Genomic DNA, 21,566 nt, shown 5'->3' on the forward strand with positions numbered 1-21,566 from the left:
GGGGTTCATTCTCCTTTGGGTTCGGCAGCGCCCGGCGGAAACAGCCAGCGCCGCAGCAACCGCACCAGCACCGGCAACAGCAGCAGGGTGGCCAGCCAGGATACGGTCATGATGGTGGCCAAAAAGAAGCCGACCGTTTTATAGGGCACCAGCGGCGCCAGCAGCAGGGGAGTAAAGCCGACCGCCACGGTAATGGCGTTGCGGCTGATGGCCCGGGCCGGCTCGCGAAACATGGCGGCACAGCTGGCAGGCCAGTCTTGCCCGGTGCGACACAGTTCGCGGGCCCGCTGCAGGAAATGAATGGCGAAATCGACACTTAAGCCCAGCGTCAGTGAGGACAGCACCGCCACCGGCATGTCGTAATCCTTGCCGACCAGGCCGATGATACCGTAAATCAGGGCAATGGTCACGCTCAGCGGGATCATCGCCAGGGCGCCCCACAGCGGCGAACGGAACAACAGCATCATCATCACCAGCACCACGACAAAGCTGCCGCCAAGAGAGGAAAGCATGCCGCGCACCATCTTGTCCTGCCACACCACGTTGATGTAGGTCAGGCCGGCCCAGCCGGTCACCAGCTCCTGCGGCGGCGTATTCTGCCGCAGATAGCCCTCCACCGCCGCCACCACCTGTTCCATGTCCCGGTTGTCACCGCTCTTGAGCTGCAGCCACAGGTTGGCTTCGCGGTAATCACGCGTCACCAGATGAAACAGACTGTCCTTTTTCTTCATGCCCTCAAGCTGGACAAACACCTGAGCCGTCGCCGCAGCCGTAGCCGGCACGGCAAAATGCGCGGCATTGCGCTGGCGATACAGCTCAATCTCGGCGGCACTGCCACCCACCGGCGGTTCGCGATAGCTCAGTTCGTAGGCCGCCTTCTTCAGCGCATCAACCACCGAGGAACTTTTGCCCACCTGCGGCACCTGTTGCAGATACTGCTGCAGCCCTTCAAGATAGCGCAGCATCTCGGGCCGTTTGAACGGCGGCGCGGTGGTCTCGGCCTGCTGCTCCAGCACCAGCGCGGCAAATGAAGCCTGGCTGTGACGCTCGCACAGGGCCAGTGCCGTATCGAGCAGGGCCTCTCCAGTTACCGGCGGCCCTGCCGCCAATTCCGTCAACAGCTGCCGCGCCTCGCTTCCGGCCAGCACACCGGCCGCCGCCAGCTCCTGCCGCAGCCGTTCCCCATCAAGGCCGACAGGGTCAAGATACTGCAGGGCATCGGCCAGAGCAGCCCAGCCGGCCAAAAAGCCCCGGTCGAGTTGCTCCGCCTGTTGCAGCAGCTCGAAGAAACAGCGATTGACATCGCAGCCAGCCAGACGGCGCTGTTCCGCGCTCAGCCGCTGCAGGGTCTCGAGCAGCACAGCGGTTTCCGCTGGCCGGCTGGCACCAAAACGCTGCTGCAACGCCGCCGCGATGCGCTGGGCCTTTTCGTCGCAGCCGCAACCCTCCGGCTTCAGCGGCGCAAAGGTCAGATAAGCGGTGTAGGTACCACCAAAATGGTGGTTAAGAATGGCGTCGGCCTGCCGGATTTCATGCTGCGGGCTGAACCATTTGACCGGATTGTCGTTGACACTGATGCGGCTGATGCCGTAACCCGCCAGCACCAGCAGGATAAGCGTCAGCATGCCGATGGCGCCACCGCGCCGCTGCGTCAAGCGGCCAAGGGCGACCAGGGGGCCTGTCAGCAGGGTCGCCGGGGCCGCCGCACCGGCCGGCAGCAACTGCCGGCTGGCCAGCCGTTCTTCCGATACCGCCAGGGCAATATAGGCCGGAATCAGCGTCATGCTGAGCAGCCAGGCAACCGCGACACCAAAAGCCACATGCAGACCGAACACCTGCACCGGCGGAATCGGGGTGAAAGCCAGCGAAGCAAAGCCGGCGATAGTGGTCAGACTGGTGTAGAGCATGGGGGCAAACAGATGACCGATGACATGCTCGACCGCGCGCTTCTTGTCACCGAAGCGCGGATAGACATCATAGAACTCGCTGAGGATATGCACCGAATCGGCCACGGCGATGGGCATCAGAAAGATGGCGATCATCGAGCTCATGATGTGGACATCGTAGCCCAGACCTATCAGCAGTCCCATGGCACAGATCACACTCAACAGGGCCACCACCATAGGTGCGACAATCAGCGCCAGACTACGGAAAAACAGCCACAACAGCGCGAAAATTGCCAGCCCGGCCAGCGGTGCCGAGGTCGCCATCTGGATCAGCATCTCGACTCCGAAGGTGTCCTCCGCCACCGGCAGGCCGGTAATCAGCACCCGATCCTGCGCCGGCCAGTCGGCGGTGAGGTGACGCACCAGGTTGGCGACATTATGGCTGAAGGTCTTATCGACGATAGGCAGATAAAGGCACAGCGCCCGCTCGTCCTCGGACACCAGGGTGCCGGCGTACAGCGGATTGCCCATGGCGTCGTCGCGGATAACGCGCGCCTGAGCCTCCGTGTGCGGCGGCTGCTCCATCAGGTATTCCAGCCGCAGCGACCCCAGTTCAGCCTGCTTGATATTGTCAACGACACTGGGGGCAATCAATTCATGGGCCACCAGGGCACTGGTGCCGTCAGCGGTGAACAGCCGGTTGGGATCATGATTGAAGGCGCGGTTGAGCAGACGCTGCCAGCCCGACTGCGGCGCCAGATCAAGACGCACCTCGGGCTCGCCCGGCAGGTGCAGGCCAACCGCGCCGGCCGCCGGTTGCAGATGCAGCAGCTGACGCGTCAGCCGGTCGATGCGGCCAAGGGTGTCGACATTGAAGACCCCGGCCGGATGGCTTTCGTTAACGATGCCGACAATAACAAAATCATAGAGGGCGTATTTCTGCTTGACCTGATGATGAAACTGCCGCACCGGCTCATCGGCCGCCAGCATGTTTTCCGGGTCGTTGTCAAAATGCACGCGGGGGAATTGCAGGGCAAAGGCCAGGGTGGCCAGCAGGGCCAGCAGCAGTACCAGACGCGGATAGCGCAGGCTCAGACGGGTCAACAGCAGCTTCATGAAATCTCCGTGAACAACGCGAATCAGGGGAGGCGGGTAAACACCTTGTGTCTGCCGTTGTCCTTACCACAGCCTCATCAAACAGTCAAAAACATATATATTGTATTTTGAATGTTTTGGCCACAAAAAACCCCGGCAACGGGCCGGGGTTGGCGCGAACAGGCGTGACACCGCCACTCAGGGTTCCAGACAGAACCGGTCAACCAGCGACACCACCTTGGTCACGTCGGGTTTGCTGGTATAGGCATCGGCGCCCACCTCGTCACACTTGTGCGAGGTGTTCTCATTGATCAGGCTCGAATACATGACCACCCGGATATGGCGCAGTTGCGGATCTTCCTTGATACGGCGGCACAGGGCCAGGCCATCGAGTTCCGGCATCTCGATATCGGACACCACCAGCGTCGGCAACACACCCTGCTCCCGCGCCTGCTGGATGGCGTTCCAACAGGCCAGGCCGTCACCAAAGCCCTGCACCTGCTCATAGCCGGCATTGATCAGTACCCGCAGAATGCCCTGCCGGATCAGGGTCGAATCCTCGGCGAAGAACAGCTTGACATCGGCCCGATGACGCTTGCGCTCGGGCGCCGGCACCTCCACCTCAATGGAAGATTCACCAAAGCTGGCGCCGTTGCCGAATACCTCGTAGGCGATATGTTCCATGTCAACGATGAGAATATCACGCTCGGCCACCGTCACCGTGCCGGTGAAGCGGGGCCGATAAGCCTCGAAAAAGCGATCCATCGGCTTGACCTGCGACCAGGACAAACGATGAATCTGATCGACACCGTCGACCAGAAAGGCAATCACCTCGTCATTGAACTCGCACACCAGCACCACCTGGCGGTTTCGCCCACTCCCCCCGTTGCCAACCGAGCCAACAGACAGCAGGCCAACCTTGCCGGTATGGCGCGCCAGATCAATCAGCGGAATGGTATCACCTCGCAGCAACAGGGTTCCCAGCAACGACGGGTGGGCATCGGGCAGGCGGGTCAGCTCTCCGGTATCATAGGGCACGATTTCACGCAACTTATGGACATTGATGCCAAAGGACTGGCCCTGCAGATAATACTCCAGTATCTCGAATTCGTTGGTGCCGGCTTCAAGCAAAATGCCTTTGTTCTTCTGTACCATCGTCATCCGCCACTCCTCCGGTGTGCCACGCGCGGGCACTGTTGATTGGCCAGGTCGGAACGGCCGCCCCAACCCAAGTCACCACCCAGCCATGAACATGACAGCCCGTTCAGCATCCGTCTGCCAGCAACCAACGCTGTCATTTCCTTCTGTCCTCAGGCCGCCGACGGATGCAACGGTCCTGCCAATTTCCGACTATACCACCAGCGTAGCCGGAATCAGCCGATATATAACATAAAAATCCGCCGACGCGCAGTGCCGCAAATGCACTTGACCTGTTTCCGGCACAGCCGTTAGGCTGCGGGCCAGGCTTTTTTACCGCCAGGCGACCGGATTTGCCGGCCCCGCGGTGGTTCTTTCCGTTTGTAACCCGGCTGTACCGAAAAGGAGATGTATTGTGTCCGGATCTGTTCTTTCCCGTCTGCTTACCGTCCTGATGGCGTTTATCGCCTTCACCAGCACCGGCCATAGCCGCGACCTGAGCATTCTGCAGCAATGGCAACCGGCCTTCGATCCCAGCGGAGCCGAATACACCTATATTCTGTCCAATGTCGATCATCCGGCCATCGCCGGCATCGGCGTGGGCTACAAAATTCGCGACCGCTTGTGGCAGGAATCGGGGGGCCGGCTCTATGTCGATTTCCGGCCGCTGGCCCAACTCGGCGGGGAAAAAGATGTGGTCAGCAAGCTCAAGCTGGGCGCGGTTCAGGGCATGCTCTGTTCGTCGGTAGCCGCCGCCAACATCGCGCCGGTTCTCGGCATCGTCAACCTGCCGTTTCTGATCGACAGCCCGCAAAAGCTTGAAACCTTCCGCGCCCGGCCGGAACTGTTCGAACCGTTTCGCGCCGCTGCCCGCCAGCAGGGCATCGAGGTCATCGACTTCACCGGCTACGGCAGCTACGGCTGGGCCACCACCCGCCCGGTACGATCCCTGGCCGACGCCGCCAGCGTCAATTTCCGCATTGCCCAGGCACCGGTCAATGCCGATGTTTACAAGGCCTGGAAACTCAAATTCACCGTCATGCCCTGGCCCGACGTGCCCCAGGCCCTGCAAACCGGCGTCATCGACGGCCTTGATCACACCCCCATGGTCTGCAGCATCACCAAAAAATTCGACGTCGCCCGCTATTTCACCGATCTGCATTACGCCCAGGGGCTCTACATTCACCTGGTCAACAAGCGCTGGCTTGATCGCCTGCCGGAGGATCTGCGCCAGCTGTTTCTGCGCGTGGTAGCGGAGGAAAGCGCCAGTGCCCGTCAGCAGACTGAACTGCAGCAACAGCAGCAGATCGCCGAGGCCCAGGCGGCTGGCGTCACCTTCCTGACCCTGCCCGACAGCGAGCGGGACGAACTGCGGCGGCAGGCCGAGCCGGTCATTGAAAAATGGCGCGCCACCATCGGGCCAGCCTATCTCGACCTGGTGCGCCAGCAGCTGCACTGACACCCACCCTTGCTTCCCCGCGGCGCCGGCCCACGTCTGGGCCGGCGCCGTCTTTTACGACAAAACGCCTGTTTGAGCCTGCGGAAAAACGCCGAATAAAAAACGATTTTATTTTGCAGGGTCAGCGCCCGTGCGCTAGAACTGGCGCTCAAAGCAGTCCGGCCGACCCGCGCGGCCGGCTTTTATCTGTTCGTTCCCTTCAGACCCGACAAGGAATACCGCCATGACCCGTCTGACCACTGCCCTGCTGACCCTGCTCTGCCTTCTGTGCCTGCCGTTGACGGCGGTGGCCAATGATGCCCTGGCTCGCTGGCAACCAAACTTTGACCCCTCCGGCGCCGAATACACCTATCTGGTGTCCAACGTTTCTCATCCCGGCATTGAGGGTGTCGGGGTCGGCTTCCGTATCCGTGACCGCGTCTGGCAGGAATCGGGTGGCCGGCTCTATGTCGATTTCCGCCCCCTGTCCCAGCTTGGCGGTGAAAAGGACGTGCTCAACAAGCTGAAGATGGGCGCCATCCAGGGCATGCTGTGTTCATCGGTGGCAGCCGCTAATCTGGCGCCGCTGCTGGGCATCGTCAATCTGCCCTTCGTGGTCGACAGCTTCGATAAACTTGACCGCTTCCGCGCCACACCGGAGCTGTTTGAACCCTTCAGCAACTGTGCCCTGCCGGCCGGCGTACGGGTTCTCGATATCACCGGTTATGGCCCCTACGGTTGGGCCACCACCACGCCGGTGCGCACCCTGGAAGAAGCCGCCAGCGTCCGTTTCCGCATCGCCGAAGCACCCGTCAACGCCGATATCTACAAGGCCTGGGGTCTGAAGTTCACCGCGCTGCCCTGGCCCGACGTGCCGCAGGCCCTGCAGACCGGCGTGATCAACGGTCTCGATCACAGTCCGATCGTCTGCAACATCACCAAGAAGTTCGACGTCGCCCGTCATTTCACCGAGGTCAATTACGCTCAGGGCCTGTTTGTCCATCTGGTCAACGAACGCTGGCTGCAGCGCCTGCCCGAGGATCTGCGCGCCATTCTGCTGCGGGTGGTGGCCGAGGAGAGTGCCGACACGCGCCAGCGCACCCGCATCCAGTACGATGAACAGGTGGCGGCAGCCAAGGCGGCCGGCGTTCAGTTCTATCCGCTGTCGGCCGCGCAGCAGCAAACCCTTGTCGAGTTGGCCGCGCCTGTGTATAAACGGTGGGAAGAACGAATCGGTGCCGACTACCTGGCCAAGGCCCGCCAGCTGCTGGCGCCCTGACGCCGGCCTGCCGCTAACGCGGCCCTGCGTGATCACATCCAACGGCCGGAGATTTGCTCCGGCCGTTTTGCGTTGAACCTCCTGCAGAAAGAATCTGGTCCCCATGCTGCGAAACCTGCTTACCCGTCTCGATCGGGGCCTGACCCGCTTCGAGGACTGGTCCCTGGTCGCTGTCGTGCTCGTCGCCCTGTTTACCGGCCTGATCAACATCATCCTGCGCAAGACCACCAGCATCAGCCTTTACTGGTCCGACGAGGTGGTCCGCAAGGCGGTATTTTTCTGTACCTATGTCGGCTGCAGCGCTGCCGTGCGGCAACGGTCGCTGATCCGCATTGACGCGCTGCCGCAGATCCTGCCGGTGACCCGCCGCTTCTTCAATCTGGTCAACCATCTGGCGGTGCTGCTGTTTTCCGGCCTGCTGACCTGGCTTGGCCTGGGCCTGACCCGCGCTGTTTATGCCGACAGCTTCGCCCGTACCGCCACGCTGCAGCTCCCCGAATGGTGGTTCTACGCCGTGCTGCCGCTGGTCGGCCTGACGATGACGCTGCGCACCCTGATTCTACTGGTGGAGGACCTGCTGCCGCAGCCGGTCAAGGAGGAGGCTGCCGATGGAAACCAATGAACTGCTGATACTGGCGCTGCTGCTCGGCGCCATGGCGGCGACGGTGCCGGTGTTCATGGCGCTGTTCTTCACCGGTTTGGCCGGCCTGACCTTTATTGTCGGCATCGACCCGCAGATCGTCATCGAGATTCTCTACCGCAGCATGGACAAATTCGCCCTGATCGTGGTGCTGTTCTTCGTGCTGTGCGGCAACATCATGACCACCGGCAGTATCGTCAGCAAGTTGATCAAGACCGCCGATGTGCTGGTCGGCTTTCTGCCCGGCGGCCTGGCCATCGCCGGGGTGCTGGCCTGCGGCTTCTTCGGCGCCATCTCCGGCTCGACCGTCGCCACGGTAGTGGCCATCGGCGGTTTCATGATCCCGGCTCTGATCAATCACGGCTACGATGAGCGTTTCAGCATCGGCATCATGACCACGGCGCCGATCCTCGGCGTCATCATCCCGCCGTCCATCGCCATGATTCTCTATGCCATGATCACCACCGACTCCCTCGAAGCCCTGTTTCTCACCGGCTTCATCCCCGGCTTTCTGATCATGGCCGCCATGTCGCTCTACGCCTGGTGGTTCTGCCGCCGCGATCAGCGGCCACGCCAGCCACGACCGACCCTGCGCGCGGTGCTGGCGGTGCTGCGCGAGAGCATCTGGGCCCTGCTGCTGCCGGTAATCATCTTCGGTGGCATCTATTCCGGCATCTTCACCGCCAACGAGGCCGCCATCGTCGCCTGTGTCTACGCCTTCATTGTCGAACTGGCCATTCACCGCGACATGAAGCTGACCGACGTGCGCAAGGTGGTCGTATCCTCGGCCATTACCTCGGCCACCCTGCTGGTCATCGTCGCCGGCGCCTCGGTCTTCGGCGAATATCTGACCTTCGAACAGATTCCCGATCGCATTGCCCGCGCCGCAGTGGCCAACTTCACCAGCCCCTGGGCCTTTTTGCTGGTGGTCAATGTCCTGCTGCTGTGTATCGGCATGTTCATGGACATCATCTCGGCCACCATCATCCTGACACCGATCTTTCTGCCCCTGCTGGCCCGGTTCGGCATCGACACCCTGCACTTCGGCCTGCTCATGACGCTGAACCTGGGCATCGGTTACTGCACACCGCCGCTGGGGGTGAGCCTGTTTATCTCCGGCACCGTGGCCAACCGCGGCATGCTCTATGTCGCCCGCGCCGTCATGCCTTTTCTGCTGATCCAGATCGCTATCCTGCTGCTGCTGACCTTCTGGCCCGATCCGGTGCTGCTGTTGCCGCGCCTGTTCTACGGCTCCTGATTACAGGCCCCTTCAGAGGAATTCGCCCATGAAGATTCTTGTTCCGATCCGCGCCGGCCAGACCAGCGACGCCACCCTGGAGCACATCGTCCGTCTGCGTCAGCAGTTCGGCAGTACCCCGCTGACGCTGCTGCATGTGGTCAACCTCAAGCAGATGGACTACCGCATGATCCCCGATTTCCAGATCGACATGATCCGCCGTTACGCCAGCGACGCCGGCCAGGCCCTGCTCGACAAGGGCGCCGCCCTGCTACGCGATGCCGGCCTGGCGGTCAGCACCCGGCTGGAAAGCGGCTATCCGCGCGATATCATCAGCCAGATTGCCAACACCGAACACTTCGACCTGCTGATCATCGGCCGCCATCGTCGTGGCGGTTTGCGTGATGCCCTGTTCGGCTCGGTCTCGAACCATGTCCTGCACGAGGTCGATTGCCCGGTACTGCTGTTTTAACCGCCCACCTCTTATCCGAGCCGCTCTCTTCTCGCACCAAAGGAGTTTTTGATTATGGATTCCCTTCTGACCCTGCTTGGCCTGGTTGCGATCTGGTTTGTTCTGACCCGCTGGGTCTTCCCCCGCCTCGGCCTGGGCTGAGGTCCGCAATCCTGTGATCTTCCGGTCAGGAAGAAAAAAAAGGCCGCCGCGCCGCAGGACAAATCCGACAGTTCCGCTGACAACAGCAATCCGCCGACCTAACCAAAAACAGCCGGGGCGGCCCCTTCAACGGGCCGCCCCGGCTGTTTGTATCCGGCGAGCAGAGGACAGTCGCAACCTCAGCAGGCTATTGAAAAACAGCCTGCTGGAGCCCATGGACGGGCGACCAAAATCAATCATTACTTCGTAATAGGTTGATTTTGTGAGCAAGACGGAAATCGCATTTTCGGCTTGCATCGTTGAAAAAACCCCGGATGGGCCTTTTTCAACATCCTATTAGAGAAAGGGCGTGAACAGGCGGACAAAGCGGTCGCGCAGCCGCAGCGTCAGCGGATAGTGCTGCAGCTGGCTCCAGCGCAGCGGTTGGGCACGCTGGCATTGACAATCAAAATGGTCGCGCAGCTGACGGTTGAGCGCCTCGTCATAAACCTCGAGATTGAACTCGAAATTCAACCGCAGACTGCGGGCATCGAAATTAGCCGAGCCAATCTGGGCATAGTGGTCATCCATCAGCAGCAGCTTGCTGTGGACAAAGGGACCGTTCTGATAATACAGCCGTACACCATAATGCAGCAGTTCGGCAAAGCTGGCCCGCCCGGCCCAGTCAACAAAGGGCAGATTGTTTTTGCGCGGCAGCAGGATATCGACCTGCACCCCCCGCAAGGCCGCCCCGCACAGCGCCCGGACAATTTCCGGCTCCGGCGCGAAATAGGGCGTCATGATGGCCACCCGCCGGCGGGCGCAGCTGAGCACACCACTGATCAGCCACTGCAGTTTTTCATAATCCTCGTTGGGGCCGGCGCTGACGCCGCGACAGAGACTCTCACCGGCACGACTTACCTGCTGCGGTTCCAGCGGCGGCAGGCGTTCACCGCTGGCGAACTGCCAGTCCTCGATGAAAGCCTCCTGCATCTGGGCCACCACCGGCCCACGCACCTGGAAATGCAGGTCAACCACCGGCGCCCGCCGGCCCGGCGCGGCAACGCAGTGACGCTGGCTGATATTCATGCCGCCGGTAAAACCAATCTGGCCGTCTATCAGCAACAGTTTTCGGTGGTTGCGCAGATTGATATGCGCGCCGCGGGCCTTGAACGTGAAGGGCAGAAACAGGACGAAACGAACATCACTGGCGCGAAACAGCCGGCGCGCCCGTGGCCAGGTGTAGAATTCGCCCAGAGCGTCGACCAACACCCGCACCTCGACGCCACGCCGGCTGGCGCGGATCAGGGCCGCGGCGAAACGGCGGCCGGTCTGGCGCGTATCGAAGATATAGCTCGACAGACAGATGCGCTCACGCGCCGCGTCGATGGCCGCCAGCATGGCGGGATAGGCCTGCTCCCCATTGTGCAACAATTCCAGCTGGTTGCCATCGAGCAAGGGCCGGCGCGTGACGGTGTCGGCCAACCGCCGCAACAGCACATAGTTCTGGGTCTGAAATGGCGCTCGCAACGGCGCCGGCTCAAAGCCACTGCGGCGTGGCCGGGCCTGCATGCCATTACCCTGCTGTTTCCAGGCCTGGGCCCGGTTGCGGATGCGGTTACGCCCCAGCAGCCAGTAGATCAGGGCGCCGAAACCGGGCAGCGCCAGACAGACCACCAGCCAGCCCAGCGCCGCCCGTGGGTCGTCCTTGGTCAACAGCACATCGACCACGGCCAGCAAAGCCAGACTGTAGAGCAACAGCAACCAGAGCAGCGACAGGGTCGACATGGTTGATCGTTGCCCGCCTCAGCGCAGCCGCGTGGCGCAGCGCGGGCAGCTGAGCATGCTGGTGGATACCACCCGGTGACCACAGGTGGGGCAGTTGAACCAGTAGCCGCAGCGGCACTGGGCATCAGCGATGCCTTGTTTTTTACGACACTTGGGACAGAGACGATACATCTTGCGGCGCAAAATATAATCCTCGAACAGCAATCCGCAGCGGCTGCAGCTGTCGGCCGGTGGCTTGGCCACCGGCGCACCGCACTGCGGATTGGGACAGACAAATACGGCATGACAGGCGCGACACCAGTATTTTCCCATTTCCGCCTTTTTACACAGAGGACAGCGTTCCATAATTGCCCCTTTCCAGCGCCAACGTTCGTTTTTGAAAAATTTCCGAAAAATAATGCCTTAGACTACCTTGGAGCCCGACCAAAAGGCAACCTTTGCCGGAGGACGGCCAAAAGTGCCGTGACAGCCCCGCACATTCATGTTTAGATATATTTTTTTTGCTGAATTGTTTTGCCATTAGCCACAGGAGAACTGCATGAATCCGTCCAGCTGTCGACGTATCGTCGTCATCGGCGGCGTAGCCGCCGGCATGAAAACCGCCTGTCGCCTGCGCCGCCTCGATGCGACGGCCGAAATCACTGTGATCGACCGCAGTCGCGACATCTCCTACGGTGCCTGCCCGCTGCCCTATTATATTGCCGGCCTGTACGATGACCTCAGCGAGGTCCGCCGCACTCCGGCCGGTGCCCTGCGCGACGAGGGCTTCTTCGCCAACATCAAGGGCTTCACCGCCCTGACCGGCTGCGAAGCCCTGCGCATCGACCGCGACCAGCACCAAGTCTGGCTGCGCCGGCTTGATGACGGCAGTGAACAGGCGCTGGCCTACGACCAACTGGTGCTGGCCACCGGCAACGAACCCCTTGTGCCGCCACTGCCCGGCAACGACCTCGACGGCGTACTGCCGCTGAAAACCATGGAGCAGGCCGCCCGCATTGATAAACTGGTCGCCACGGCTCACAGTGCCGTCATCGTCGGCGGCGGCCTGATCGGACTGGAAATGGCCGAAGCCCTGCGCCTGCGCGGCCTGCAGGTGACTCTGCTGGAAATGAAGGATCAGGTGCTGGCCACGGCCCTTGACTTCGGCATGGCCAGCCTGGTCCATCGTGAACTGCGCGCCAAGGGTGTCAACCTGCGGCTGGCCGAACCGGTGCGGCGCTTCGAGGGCCAGGGCCGGGTCGAGGCCGTGATCACTGATCAGGGGCGCTATCCGGCCGATCTGGTGCTGATCGCCATCGGCGTGCGACCGGCAGTGCAGCTGGCCCGCGCTGCCGGCCTGGAACTGGGCCCCACGGGCGCCATCGCCGTCAATGAGCAAATGCAGACCAGTGATCCGGCCATCTATGCCGCCGGCGACTGCGCCGAAGCCACCGACCGTCTCAGCGGCAAGAAGGTTTATGTGCCGCTGGGCTCAACGGCCAACAAGCAGGGGCGGGTGGTGGCCAACAATCTGGCAGGCCAGACCGAAGCCTTTGCCGGCATTCTCGGCTCCCTGGCCGTCAAGGTCTTTGATCTCAACATTGGCCGCACCGGCCTGAGCGCCGAGGACGCCCAACTCATCGGTCTGGAGCCGGTCAGTCTGGTCACCGCCTCGCCCGATATCGCCCATCTCTACCCGGGCAACAAGCCCATCGTCATCAAGCTGACTGCCGACCGCGCCAGCCGCCGCCTCCTCGGTGCCCAGGTGGTCGGTTCCGGCGTGGTCGACAAGCGGGTCGACGTGGTGGCCACGGCGCTGACCTTCGGCGCCACCATCGATCAGCTGGCCAATATCGATCTGTGCTACGCGCCGCCCTACGCCGGTGCCATGGACGCGTTGCACCAGGCCGCCAACGCCCTGCGCAACAAGCTCGATGGCCTGGCCGACAGCCTCAGCGCCGCGGCGGTACAGGAAAAACTGGCCAGCGGCGAGGAACTGCTGCTGCTTGACGTGCGCTCACCGGCCGAATACGACGAGGTGCGCCTGCCGGGTGCCACCCTGCTGCCGTTGGGCGTCCTGCGCCACAAACTGGCCGAGCTGCCGCAAGATCGCCTGATCGTGCCCTTCTGCAAGGTCAGCCTGCGCGGTTTTGAAGCCCAGCTGATTCTGCAGCAGGCGGGCTTCACCAATGTCCGCTACCTCGAAGGCGGCATCGCCGCCTGGCCCTACGAGCTGGAGCGCTGACAGACTCTCCAGCTCGGCACGGATTGCCAACCGCCCCTGTAAAGAGCAACCCTGGGGCGCGTTGGCCGTTGTGCCCCATCGGAACGAACAATTTCTCTGGCGAGAAACATCATAAATTCATATTAGACAGATCGGTTTTCCTTCTTTAACGTTCCTGCTGCGACCTGTTCCTTTCCCGCCTCACGCAGCCAGGAGAGACCGATGCCCTCCCAAACCCATCTGCTTGAAGAACTCAGTGAAGATAAACGCCTGTTGATTCAGAAATTTCGCCTGCAACCCAGGATGATCGACCAGAAAATCTACTGGGTGCGCTGTTTCGGCAACCGCCCCGACCATCCCTACGCCACCCATCGCGCCATGCGCCGTTGCCATATTATTGAGCTGGTCTTTTCCTTTTACGATCTCTGCGTCGCTAAAATGACCTACATCCGCACCCACGCCGACGCCTTTATCCCCTGCAAAAACGATCTGCACCTCAATCGCCTGGTGTCTTGCCCCTGGTGGGACATGGACTGCCTGTGCCACCGTGCCAGTGGCACCCTCATTGATCTCCGCAATCTCGCGGAAATCAACGATATCAACGTATTTCGCGCCCTGTGCCACAAACTCGAAAACTCCGGCCCCGCCGCTCTGCGCCTGGTTCAGAACCAGTAAGCCAGCCGCAGGATGCCGTAACGGCAGTGAAAGCGCTGCCCCTTGAACTCCTGCTCGGGAAAGTAAAAATCCAGGTCCAGCTGATAGCGGCCCTGCTGCCAGTGCAACCCGGCGCTGAGGGTATCGAACTGGCGCTCGGGCCTGACATGGTAGTCACGCGTTCTGATCCCTTCGAGAAAGACATTGCGGTCGACCAGACGCCGTTCGGCAGCCAGACTCAGATAGCGCCGCGGTTGGTCTGGCGGCGCCAGCCGCGCCTGCAGCGGCGGCGGATTCAGGCCCAGCCGCAAGGTGGCGCCGGCCGCGCCATCAACCTGCACATTGCCGCCCCGGCCAGCCAGGTGCAGCAGCACGTCGGCCTGCCAGCGCTGGCCCTGCCACAGCGGCAGCCGGCCATCGACACGCAGCTGGCCGATCCAGCCCCAGCGCTGGGCGATCTGGCTGTCCCAGCCATCGTACTCATTGAAACCAAGCAGCTGATGGGCCAGATCCTGCGCTTCCTCACCCAGCGCCCGTTCGCCGGTGGTCCCCAGGGCCAGGCCGCTGGTCAGCAGCAGCTGGGGCGCCAGTTCGAGCCGATAGTCTCCGGCCAGATAGAGCCAGCCGGCATAGGGATGCTGCCCCGCTGGTGGCACCGAGGGGTTGCGGCTTTTGGGGGTGTACAAATCCTGCCCCAGCCGCAGACTGAAGGGCTGGCCAGCGGGGGCAACGCCCAGTTCAACACCACTGGTATAGCCGCGATCCTGATTGAAAAAACCGTCGTTGGCCACCTGCAGCCAGACCAGCGCCGCCGGCGGTTCCGTTGCGGACAACGCCCCGCCCGCCGTTGCCAGCAGCACCGACAGCAGCACGACCGCCCGAACCATCCCCTTCCATGTCATGGGAACACCCCTTTCCTCAGAGTCCGCTGCCGGCGGACCCGTCCATTTCAGCGGCCCCGGAAAAGGCCGGTTACTGTTTCAGGCAGGCGCGCAGATAACGGCCGGTATGGGACGCCTCGACGGCGGCCACCTGTTCCGGTGTGCCACAGGCGATGATCTGGCCGCCCCCGCTGCCACCTTCGGGCCCCAGATCGATCACATGATCGGCGGTTTTGATGACATCCAGATTGTGCTCGATGATCAGCACCGTGTTGCCGCTGTCCACCAGGCGGTGCAGCACCTCCATCAGCTTGCGCACATCGTCAAAATGCAAGCCGGTGGTCGGCTCGTCGAGAATGTAGATGGTGCGGCCGGTGGCGCGCTTGCCCAGTTCGCGCGCCAGCTTGACCCGCTGCGCCTCGCCGCCCGACAGGGTGGTGGCGTTCTGGCCCAGCTTGATGTAGCCCAGACCGACATCGCGGATGGTCTGCAGCTTGCCGTGAATGCGCGGAATGTTCTCGAAGAAGGCGCTGGCCTGATTGACCGTCATGTCGAGCACCTCGGCGATGCTCTTGCCGCGATAGTGTACCTGCAGGGTTTCGCGGTTGTAGCGCGCGCCGCCGCAGACCTCGCACTGGACATAGACATCGGGCAGAAAGTGCATTTCGATCTTGAGCACGCCATCGCCGCTGCAGGCCTCGCAGCGGCCACCCTTGACATTGAAGGAAAAACGGCCGGGCAGATAGCCGCGAATCTTGGCTTCGGGCAGCTGGGCGAACAGGTCGCGGATGTCGCCGAACACGCCGGTATAGGTGGCCGGATTGGAGCGCGGCGTCCGGCCGATGGGCGACTGGTCGATATCCACCACCTTGTCGAGCTGCTCCAGCCCGCGGATGCTGGCATAGGGCGCCGCCTTCTCGCGGCTGCCGTTCAGCTGGTGGGCCAGGGCGCGGTAGAGGGTATCAATGATCAGGGTCGACTTGCCCGAGCCGGACACGCCGGTAACGCAGGTCAGCACCCCGAGGGGAATGCGAACATCCACCTGCTGCAGGTTGTGACCGCGCGCGCCGCACAGTTCCAGCCAACGCTCGGCCACGCGACGCTGGGCCGGCAACGGCACATCCAGCACGCCGCTGAGGTACTTGCCGGTAAGGGAAGCGGGATGGGCCAGAATCTGCTGCGGCGTGCCGGCGGCCACCACCGCGCCACCATTGACCCCAGCAGCCGGGCCCATGTCGATGACATAGTCGGCTTCGAGAATGGTTTCGGCATCGTGCTCCACCACCAGCACCGTGTTGCCCAGATCGCGCAACCGCACCAGGGTATCAAGCAGGCGACGGTTATCGCGCTGATGCAGCCCGATGGACGGCTCATCGAGAATGTAAAGCACGCCCATCAGCGACGAACCGATCTGGGTCGCCAGGCGGATACGCTGGCCCTCACCGCCGGACAGGGTGCCGGCCGAGCGGTTGAGGCTGAGGTAACCTAGCCCGACCTGGGTCAGAAAGCCGAGCCGGTCACGCACCTCCTTGAGAATGCGCCGGGCAATCTCCGCGTCCTTGGGCGTCAGTGCCAGTTGGTCGAAAAAGCGTTGCGCCTGGGCAATGGGCAGCTCGCCCAGTTCGAAGATATTGCGCTCACCCACCCGCACATGCAGCGCCTCGGGTCGCAGCCGCGCCCCCTGACAACTGGGGCAGGGCATGATGTCCATGTATTCTGCCAGCTTCTCACGCAGGCCGTCGGAATCGCTTTCGCGGTAACGCCGCTCCAGGCTGGGGATCACCCCCTCGAAGACCTTCTGATAATAGTTCCGCCGCTCACCCTGATCATAGTAGAAGCGGATTTCTTCCGTACCCGAACCGTACAGCACCAGCTGCCGCACCGCCTCCGGCAGCTCCGACCAGGGCACCTCGACAGAGAAGCCGTAGTGTTCAGCCAGGCAATCGAGCAGCTGCTGATAGTAGAAGCCCTTGCGCGTCACCCAGGGCGCGATGGCGCCTTCGCGCAGGCTCAGCTCCGGCCGCGGCACCACCTGCTCGGGATCGAAATAGGAACGGGTTCCCAGCCCGCTGCAATCGGGGCAGGCCCCTTGCGGGTTATTGAAGGAAAACAGCCGTGGCTCGACCTCGGCGTAAGACAGGCCGCAATCGATGCAGGCGTATTTCTCCGAAAAGGCCAGACAGGGACCATCGACCTGCTGCACCAGCACCAGACCGTCGCCCAGCCGCAGGGCCGTTTCGAGGGAATCGGCCAGGCGGGTCGCCAGGCCGTCCTTGATCACCAGCCGGTCAACCACCACCTCGATGTCGTGCTTTTTGTTCTTGTCCAGTGCCGGCGTCTGGGCCAGTTCGTACAGCGCGCCATCGATGCGCACCCGCACATAGCCCTCGGCCTGCAGCTGCTGCAGTTCCTTGCGGTATTCGCCCTTGCGACCACGCACCAGCGGCGCCAGCACCAGCAGCCGGGTACCCTCGGCCAGCGCCAGCACCTGATCGACCATCTGCTGCACGCTCTGGGCGGCAATCTCGCGGCCACAGCGGTGGCAGTGCACCTTGCCGACACGGGCAAACAGCAGGCGCAGGTAATCGTGAATCTCGGTCACCGTGCCGACGGTGGAACGGGGGTTCTTCGAGGTGGTTTTCTGTTCGATGGAGATGGCCGGCGACAGACCATCGATGCTGTCGACATCGGGCTTCTCCATCTGTTCGAGAAACTGGCGGGCGTAGGCCGACAGGCTTTCGACATAGCGCCGCTGACCCTCGGCGTAGAGGGTATCGAAGGCCAGGGTCGACTTGCCCGAGCCGGACACGCCGGTGATCACCACCAGTTGATCACGCGGAATCTCGACATCGATATTCTTCAGGTTATGCTCGCGCGCGCCCTTGACGACAATCTTATCCCGCATGCTGACACCCTCCCGCACACCGCCCTTGCCGATTACGGGCCATCTGCGCCGCCATGTTCACCGCCGCCACCAGACTAGCGGGATTGGCCCGGCCGCTGCCGGCCAGATCGTAGGCGGTGCCATGATCGACGGAGGTGCGCACGATCGGCAGGCCAAGACTGACGTTGACACCATCATCAAAGTGCAGCAGCTTCAGCGGAATCAGCCCCTGATCATGATACATACAGATCACCGCGTCATAGCGACCCTGCACGGCGAAATGAAACAGGGTGTCGGCGCTGTGCGGGCCACTCACCGCCAGGCCGGCGGCCTGTGCCCGCTCGATGGCCGGCACAATGAGGCGCTGTTCCTCGTCACCGAACAGACCGTTCTCGCCGGCATGGGGATTGAGCGCCAGCACCGCCAGGCGCGGCTGCGGCAGGGCGAAATCGCGTTGCAGGGCGGCCGCGGTCACCTTGATCGTCGCCAGAATGGCCGCGCTGGTCAGAGCCGCCGGCACCGCCCGCAAGGCCAGATGGGTGGTCACCAGACAGACCCGCAGGCGCGATCCGGCCAGCATCATCACCACCTGCTCGGTACCGCAGCGCTCGGCCAGCAGCTCGGTGTGGCCGGGGAAAAGACAGCCAGCGGCATGAATGGCCTCCTTGTGGATCGGTGCCGTCACCATGCCGGCGGCACGGCCGGCACGGCATTCGGCGCAGGCCCATTCAATGTAATCGAGCATGGCGCGGCCATTGGCGGCACGCAGCTGGCCGAAGGGCGTCTGCTGCGGATCAAGCTGCGACAACGGCCTGACCCGCAGACCGTGCGACCCGAGCCGCAACAGCTCCTCACCGTTGGCGGCCGGCCGCCGCTCGGCAGCAACCCCCAGCAGCACCGCGGCGCGTTGCAGAATGGCACCATCACCGGCCACCAGCAGGGCATCGCCCCAGGCCGCCAGGGTACCCTCCAGTGCGGCCTTGACGATAATTTCCGGGCCAATCCCGGCAGGATCACCCTGCGTCAGAATCAATGGACAGGCAAAACTGGGCATACAGCACCCCTTTACGAAAAACCGGGTGAAACACCCGAAAAACCGCCGGCTGTGCGCCGGCGCCGACAAACTGTCGCCCATCATAGCTGACCGCTGCGGTTATGTATAGCCCCCGCACGACCCGATCAGGGTTTGACGCCGCGCCGGCACCCTGTCAAGAACCAGAGCAGGGCATCAGCAGCCGCCTTGTACCTGCGCGAAAACGATCACAGCCCAATCGCCTTCTCACCACCGCCCTGATTCTTCTAGAAAAACCACCAGAACTCATCTACAGTTCTTCTAATGTCCGATCTGCGGGCGAGCCGTACCGCCAGCAAATCGCGACTATCCCCAAAGGCAAGGCCTCACGCAAGCGGATTGTTTTTCATTTCCTCCTACCCGACAAAAAGGTTCATCCATAATGGCCAAACAACCCGCCACACCGAAGAAACAGAAATCCTTTGAACAGACCCTGTGGGACACCGCCGACAAGCTGCGCGGTTCCGTCGAGTCGTCCGAATACAAGCACGTTGTTCTCAGCCTGATCTTCCTCAAGTTCGTCAGCGACAAGTTCGAACAGCGCAAGGCCGAGCTCATCGCCGAGGGGAAAGAGGCGTATCTCGACATGGTCGATTTCTACACCATGAAGAACGTCTTCTACCTGCCCGAGGAGTCGCGCTGGTCGTACATCCAGAAGCACGCCAAGCAGGACGACATTGCGGTGAAGATCGATACCGCCCTGCACACGGTGGAGAAGAACAACAAGGCACTGCGGGGTGCGCTGCCGGACAACTACTTCTCCCGCCTCGGCATCGATGTCAGCAAGCTGGCGGCGCTGATCGACTCGATCAACAACATCGACACCGTCGGGGACAAGGAAGAGGATGTCGTCGGGCGGGTTTACGAATACTTCCTCGGCAAGTTCGCCGCGACCGAAGGCAAGGGCGGCGGCGAGTTCTATACCCCCAAGTGCGTGGTCAACCTGATCGCCGAAATGATCGAACCCTACAAGGGGAAAATCTACGACCCCTGCTGCGGCTCGGGCGGCATGTTCGTTCAGTCTGTGCGGTTCGTGGAGAGCCATCAGGGCAACAAGAAGGATGTCTCCATCTACGGCCAGGAGCTGACCGCCACCACCTACAAGCTGGCGAAGATGAACCTCGCCATCCGGGGGATCGCCGGCAACCTCGGCGAAGTGCCGGCCGATACCTTCTTCAAGGATCAGCACCAAGACCTCAAGGCCGACTTCATCATGGCCAACCCGCCCTTCAACCTGAAGGAGTGGCGCGCAGCCGACGAGCTGACCCACGACCCGCGCTGGGCCGGGTACGACGTGCCGCCGACCGGCAACGCCAACTACGGCTGGATTCTGCACATGATCTCCAAGCTGTCGCAGAACGGCGTGGCCGGGTTCGTGCTGGCCAACGGTTCCATGTCCACCAACACCTCCGGTGAGGGCGCCATCCGCCAGAAGATCATCGAGAACGATCTGGTCGATTGCATGATCGCCCTGCCGGGGCAGCTGTTCTACACCACCCAGATTCCGGTCTGCCTGTGGTTTTTGACCAAGAATAAAAAGGCGCAGGTGATTGAGGGGCACACCGACAGCAACCACCGCGACCGCAAGGGTGAAACCCTGTTCATCGATGCCCGCAACCTGGGCACGATGGTGGATCGCACCCACAAGGAACTGACCGCCGACGACATCGCCGAGATCGCCCGCACCTACCATGCGTGGCGCGGTGTTCCCGCACCCGATTTTGATTCCGATTCTGTCGGGGCAGACCTGCGTGCCTGCCCTGGTTTATCTGTAGGGGCAGACCTGCGTGTCTGCCCAGACAAACAGGGCGAACACATAGGTTCGCCCCTACGGGAATTGAACGCGAATGCGTATGCAGATGTGGCGGGGTTTTGTAAATCCGCCACGCTGGAAGAAATCAGGGCCAACGATTACGTGCTGACACCGGGGCGGTATGTCGGCGCAGCCGAGATCGAGGATGATGGCGTCCCCTTCGAGGAGAAGATGCTTGAGCTGACCCAGACCCTCTATCGGCAGATGGAAGAGTCGGAAAAACTCGATGCGGTGATTCGTGAGAATCTGGAGGCGTTGGGTTATGGGGGGTGAGTGGAACGAAACGTCTTGGGGCGACCTTGTTGAGCTAAAGTATGGTAAGTCGCTGAAAGACTACAAGGACGCGATTGGTGATGTCCCCGTCTTTGGAACTAATGGCCCTGTTGGCTGGTGTGATAAGCCTCTGTGTGATTTTCCAAGCGTTATCGTTGGGCGTAAGGGCGCATATCGCGGTATCCATTACTCGGATAAGCCCTTTTATGTGATTGACACTGCATTTTATGTCGCTCCCAAGACAGATATTAACCTGAAGTGGGCTTACTACAGTCTTCTAACGCAAGACATCAACGGAATGGACTCAGGCTCCGCTATCCCCTCAACTAGTCGGGAAGATTTTTATGCGTTGCAAGCGAAAGTTCCCCCTCGAAAGATTCAGGATTCAATAGTTGAGCACCTCGACGCACTGAATGACAAAATCGAACTCAACCGCCAGATGAACGCCACGCTGGAGGCGATGGCGCAGGCGCTGTTCAAGAGCTGGTTTTGGAGCGGCGCCGGTTTTCTTGGACACTGATTTGGGGTAATGTCCCCGTGTCCAAGGAGATTGACAATGACCAAACAGAACCAGAACGAAACCGTCACAGGACCGTTGGCCGAGGGGCAGCGCTGGAGTGCCGCCCGCAAGCGTGAAGTGGTCCTACGTCTGCTGCGGGGCGAATCCGTTGATGCGCTATCCCGCGAACTGAGC

At 61.9% G+C, this 21,566-nt stretch carries 16 protein-coding genes and 1 pseudogene; 10 read left to right on the forward strand and 7 right to left on the reverse strand.

Translation table 11 applies throughout. The annotated features are described in order from the left end of the window. Positions 1-5: 5 nt before the first annotated feature. A complete protein-coding gene (locus BLR80_RS13015; protein WP_171906440.1) occupies positions 6-3,002 on the reverse strand; it encodes an efflux RND transporter permease subunit in 2,997 nt (998 codons plus the stop codon). Positions 3,003-3,179: 177 nt separating this feature from the next. Next, positions 3,180-4,142 (reverse strand): chemotaxis protein, encoded by a 963-nt coding sequence (locus tag BLR80_RS11515; protein ID WP_092080307.1) that lies wholly within the window; start codon positions 4,140-4,142, stop codon positions 3,180-3,182. Positions 4,143-4,533: 391 nt separating this feature from the next. Between BLR80_RS11515 and BLR80_RS11520 the strand changes: the two genes are divergently transcribed. The 5 genes from BLR80_RS11520 (at position 4,534) to BLR80_RS11540 (ending at position 9,184) form a co-directional block, all read left to right on the forward strand. Further along, positions 4,534-5,577: a TRAP transporter substrate-binding protein gene (locus BLR80_RS11520; protein WP_245691515.1), complete on the forward strand. Its 1,044-nt coding sequence runs from the start codon at positions 4,534-4,536 to the stop codon at positions 5,575-5,577. A gap of 223 nt (positions 5,578-5,800) precedes the next feature. Next, positions 5,801-6,835 carry a TRAP transporter substrate-binding protein gene (locus tag BLR80_RS11525; RefSeq protein WP_092080310.1) on the forward strand — a complete coding sequence of 345 codons (1,035 nt, stop codon included), beginning with the start codon at positions 5,801-5,803 and terminating at the stop codon, positions 6,833-6,835. 103 nt (positions 6,836-6,938) lie between these two features. Then, positions 6,939-7,457 (forward strand): TRAP transporter small permease, encoded by a 519-nt coding sequence (locus BLR80_RS11530; protein WP_092080313.1) that lies wholly within the window; start codon positions 6,939-6,941, stop codon positions 7,455-7,457. Continuing rightward, a complete protein-coding gene (locus BLR80_RS11535) occupies positions 7,444-8,733 on the forward strand; it encodes a TRAP transporter large permease (protein WP_092080316.1) in 1,290 nt (429 codons plus the stop codon). Before BLR80_RS11530 ends, BLR80_RS11535 begins: the two co-directional genes overlap by 14 nt. Before the next feature lie 28 nt (positions 8,734-8,761). Beyond that, complete coding sequence (locus BLR80_RS11540; protein WP_092080319.1) at positions 8,762-9,184, forward strand: universal stress protein; 423 nt, start codon at positions 8,762-8,764, stop codon at positions 9,182-9,184. A 477-nt stretch (positions 9,185-9,661) separates the two neighbouring features. On the opposite strand, the gene cls is transcribed toward BLR80_RS11540, so the two are convergent. Together cls and BLR80_RS11550 are read right to left on the reverse strand one after the other, a co-directional pair. Further along, positions 9,662-11,092 carry a cardiolipin synthase gene (gene cls, locus BLR80_RS11545; protein WP_092080322.1) on the reverse strand — a complete coding sequence of 477 codons (1,431 nt, stop codon included), beginning with the start codon at positions 11,090-11,092 and terminating at the stop codon, positions 9,662-9,664. An 18-nt stretch (positions 11,093-11,110) separates the two neighbouring features. Then, positions 11,111-11,437, reverse strand: coding sequence for a hypothetical protein (locus tag BLR80_RS11550; protein ID WP_092080324.1), 327 nt, complete (start codon positions 11,435-11,437; stop codon positions 11,111-11,113). 193 nt (positions 11,438-11,630) lie between these two features. Here BLR80_RS11550 and BLR80_RS11555 point away from each other — a divergent pair, with 193 nt between their 5' ends. Together BLR80_RS11555 and BLR80_RS11560 are read left to right on the forward strand one after the other, a co-directional pair. Further along, entirely contained in the window at positions 11,631-13,316 is a 1,686-nt protein-coding gene (locus tag BLR80_RS11555) for an FAD-dependent oxidoreductase (protein ID WP_092080327.1), read from the forward strand. Positions 13,317-13,517: 201 nt separating this feature from the next. Then, a complete protein-coding gene (locus BLR80_RS11560; protein WP_092080330.1) occupies positions 13,518-13,970 on the forward strand; it encodes a hypothetical protein in 453 nt (150 codons plus the stop codon). Here the strand turns inward: BLR80_RS11560 and BLR80_RS11565 are convergent. The 3 genes from BLR80_RS11565 to pdxA all read right to left on the reverse strand — a co-directional run bounded on the left by BLR80_RS11565 (position 13,958) and on the right by pdxA (position 18,768). Beyond that, positions 13,958-14,851: a lipid A deacylase LpxR family protein gene (locus BLR80_RS11565; RefSeq protein ID WP_092080333.1), complete on the reverse strand. Its 894-nt coding sequence runs from the start codon at positions 14,849-14,851 to the stop codon at positions 13,958-13,960. The genes BLR80_RS11560 and BLR80_RS11565 overlap by 13 nt on opposite strands. A gap of 70 nt (positions 14,852-14,921) precedes the next feature. After that, entirely contained in the window at positions 14,922-17,735 is a 2,814-nt protein-coding gene (gene uvrA, locus BLR80_RS11570) for an excinuclease ABC subunit UvrA (RefSeq protein WP_092080336.1), read from the reverse strand. Then, positions 17,725-18,768 carry a 4-hydroxythreonine-4-phosphate dehydrogenase PdxA gene (pdxA, locus tag BLR80_RS11575; RefSeq protein ID WP_092080339.1) on the reverse strand — a complete coding sequence of 348 codons (1,044 nt, stop codon included), beginning with the start codon at positions 18,766-18,768 and terminating at the stop codon, positions 17,725-17,727. Before pdxA ends, uvrA begins: the two co-directional genes overlap by 11 nt. Positions 18,769-19,168: 400 nt before the next feature. On the opposite strand from pdxA, the gene BLR80_RS11580 reads away from it, so the two are divergent. The 3 genes and pseudogenes from BLR80_RS11580 to BLR80_RS13475 all read left to right on the forward strand — a co-directional run. Continuing rightward, positions 19,169-20,872 (forward strand): type I restriction-modification system subunit M, encoded by a 1,704-nt coding sequence (locus BLR80_RS11580; RefSeq protein ID WP_092080342.1) that lies wholly within the window; start codon positions 19,169-19,171, stop codon positions 20,870-20,872. Then, positions 20,862-21,392: a restriction endonuclease subunit S gene (locus BLR80_RS11585; protein ID WP_092080344.1), complete on the forward strand. Its 531-nt coding sequence runs from the start codon at positions 20,862-20,864 to the stop codon at positions 21,390-21,392. Before BLR80_RS11580 ends, BLR80_RS11585 begins: the two co-directional genes overlap by 11 nt. Before the next feature lie 81 nt (positions 21,393-21,473). Further along, positions 21,474-21,566 (forward strand): annotated as a pseudogene (locus tag BLR80_RS13475) (IS3 family transposase); the annotation flags it as partial.

It is taken from the genome of Desulfuromonas thiophila, assembly GCF_900101955.1.
GTDB lineage: Bacteria > Desulfobacterota > Desulfuromonadia > Desulfuromonadales > Desulfuromonadaceae > Pseudodesulfuromonas > Pseudodesulfuromonas thiophila.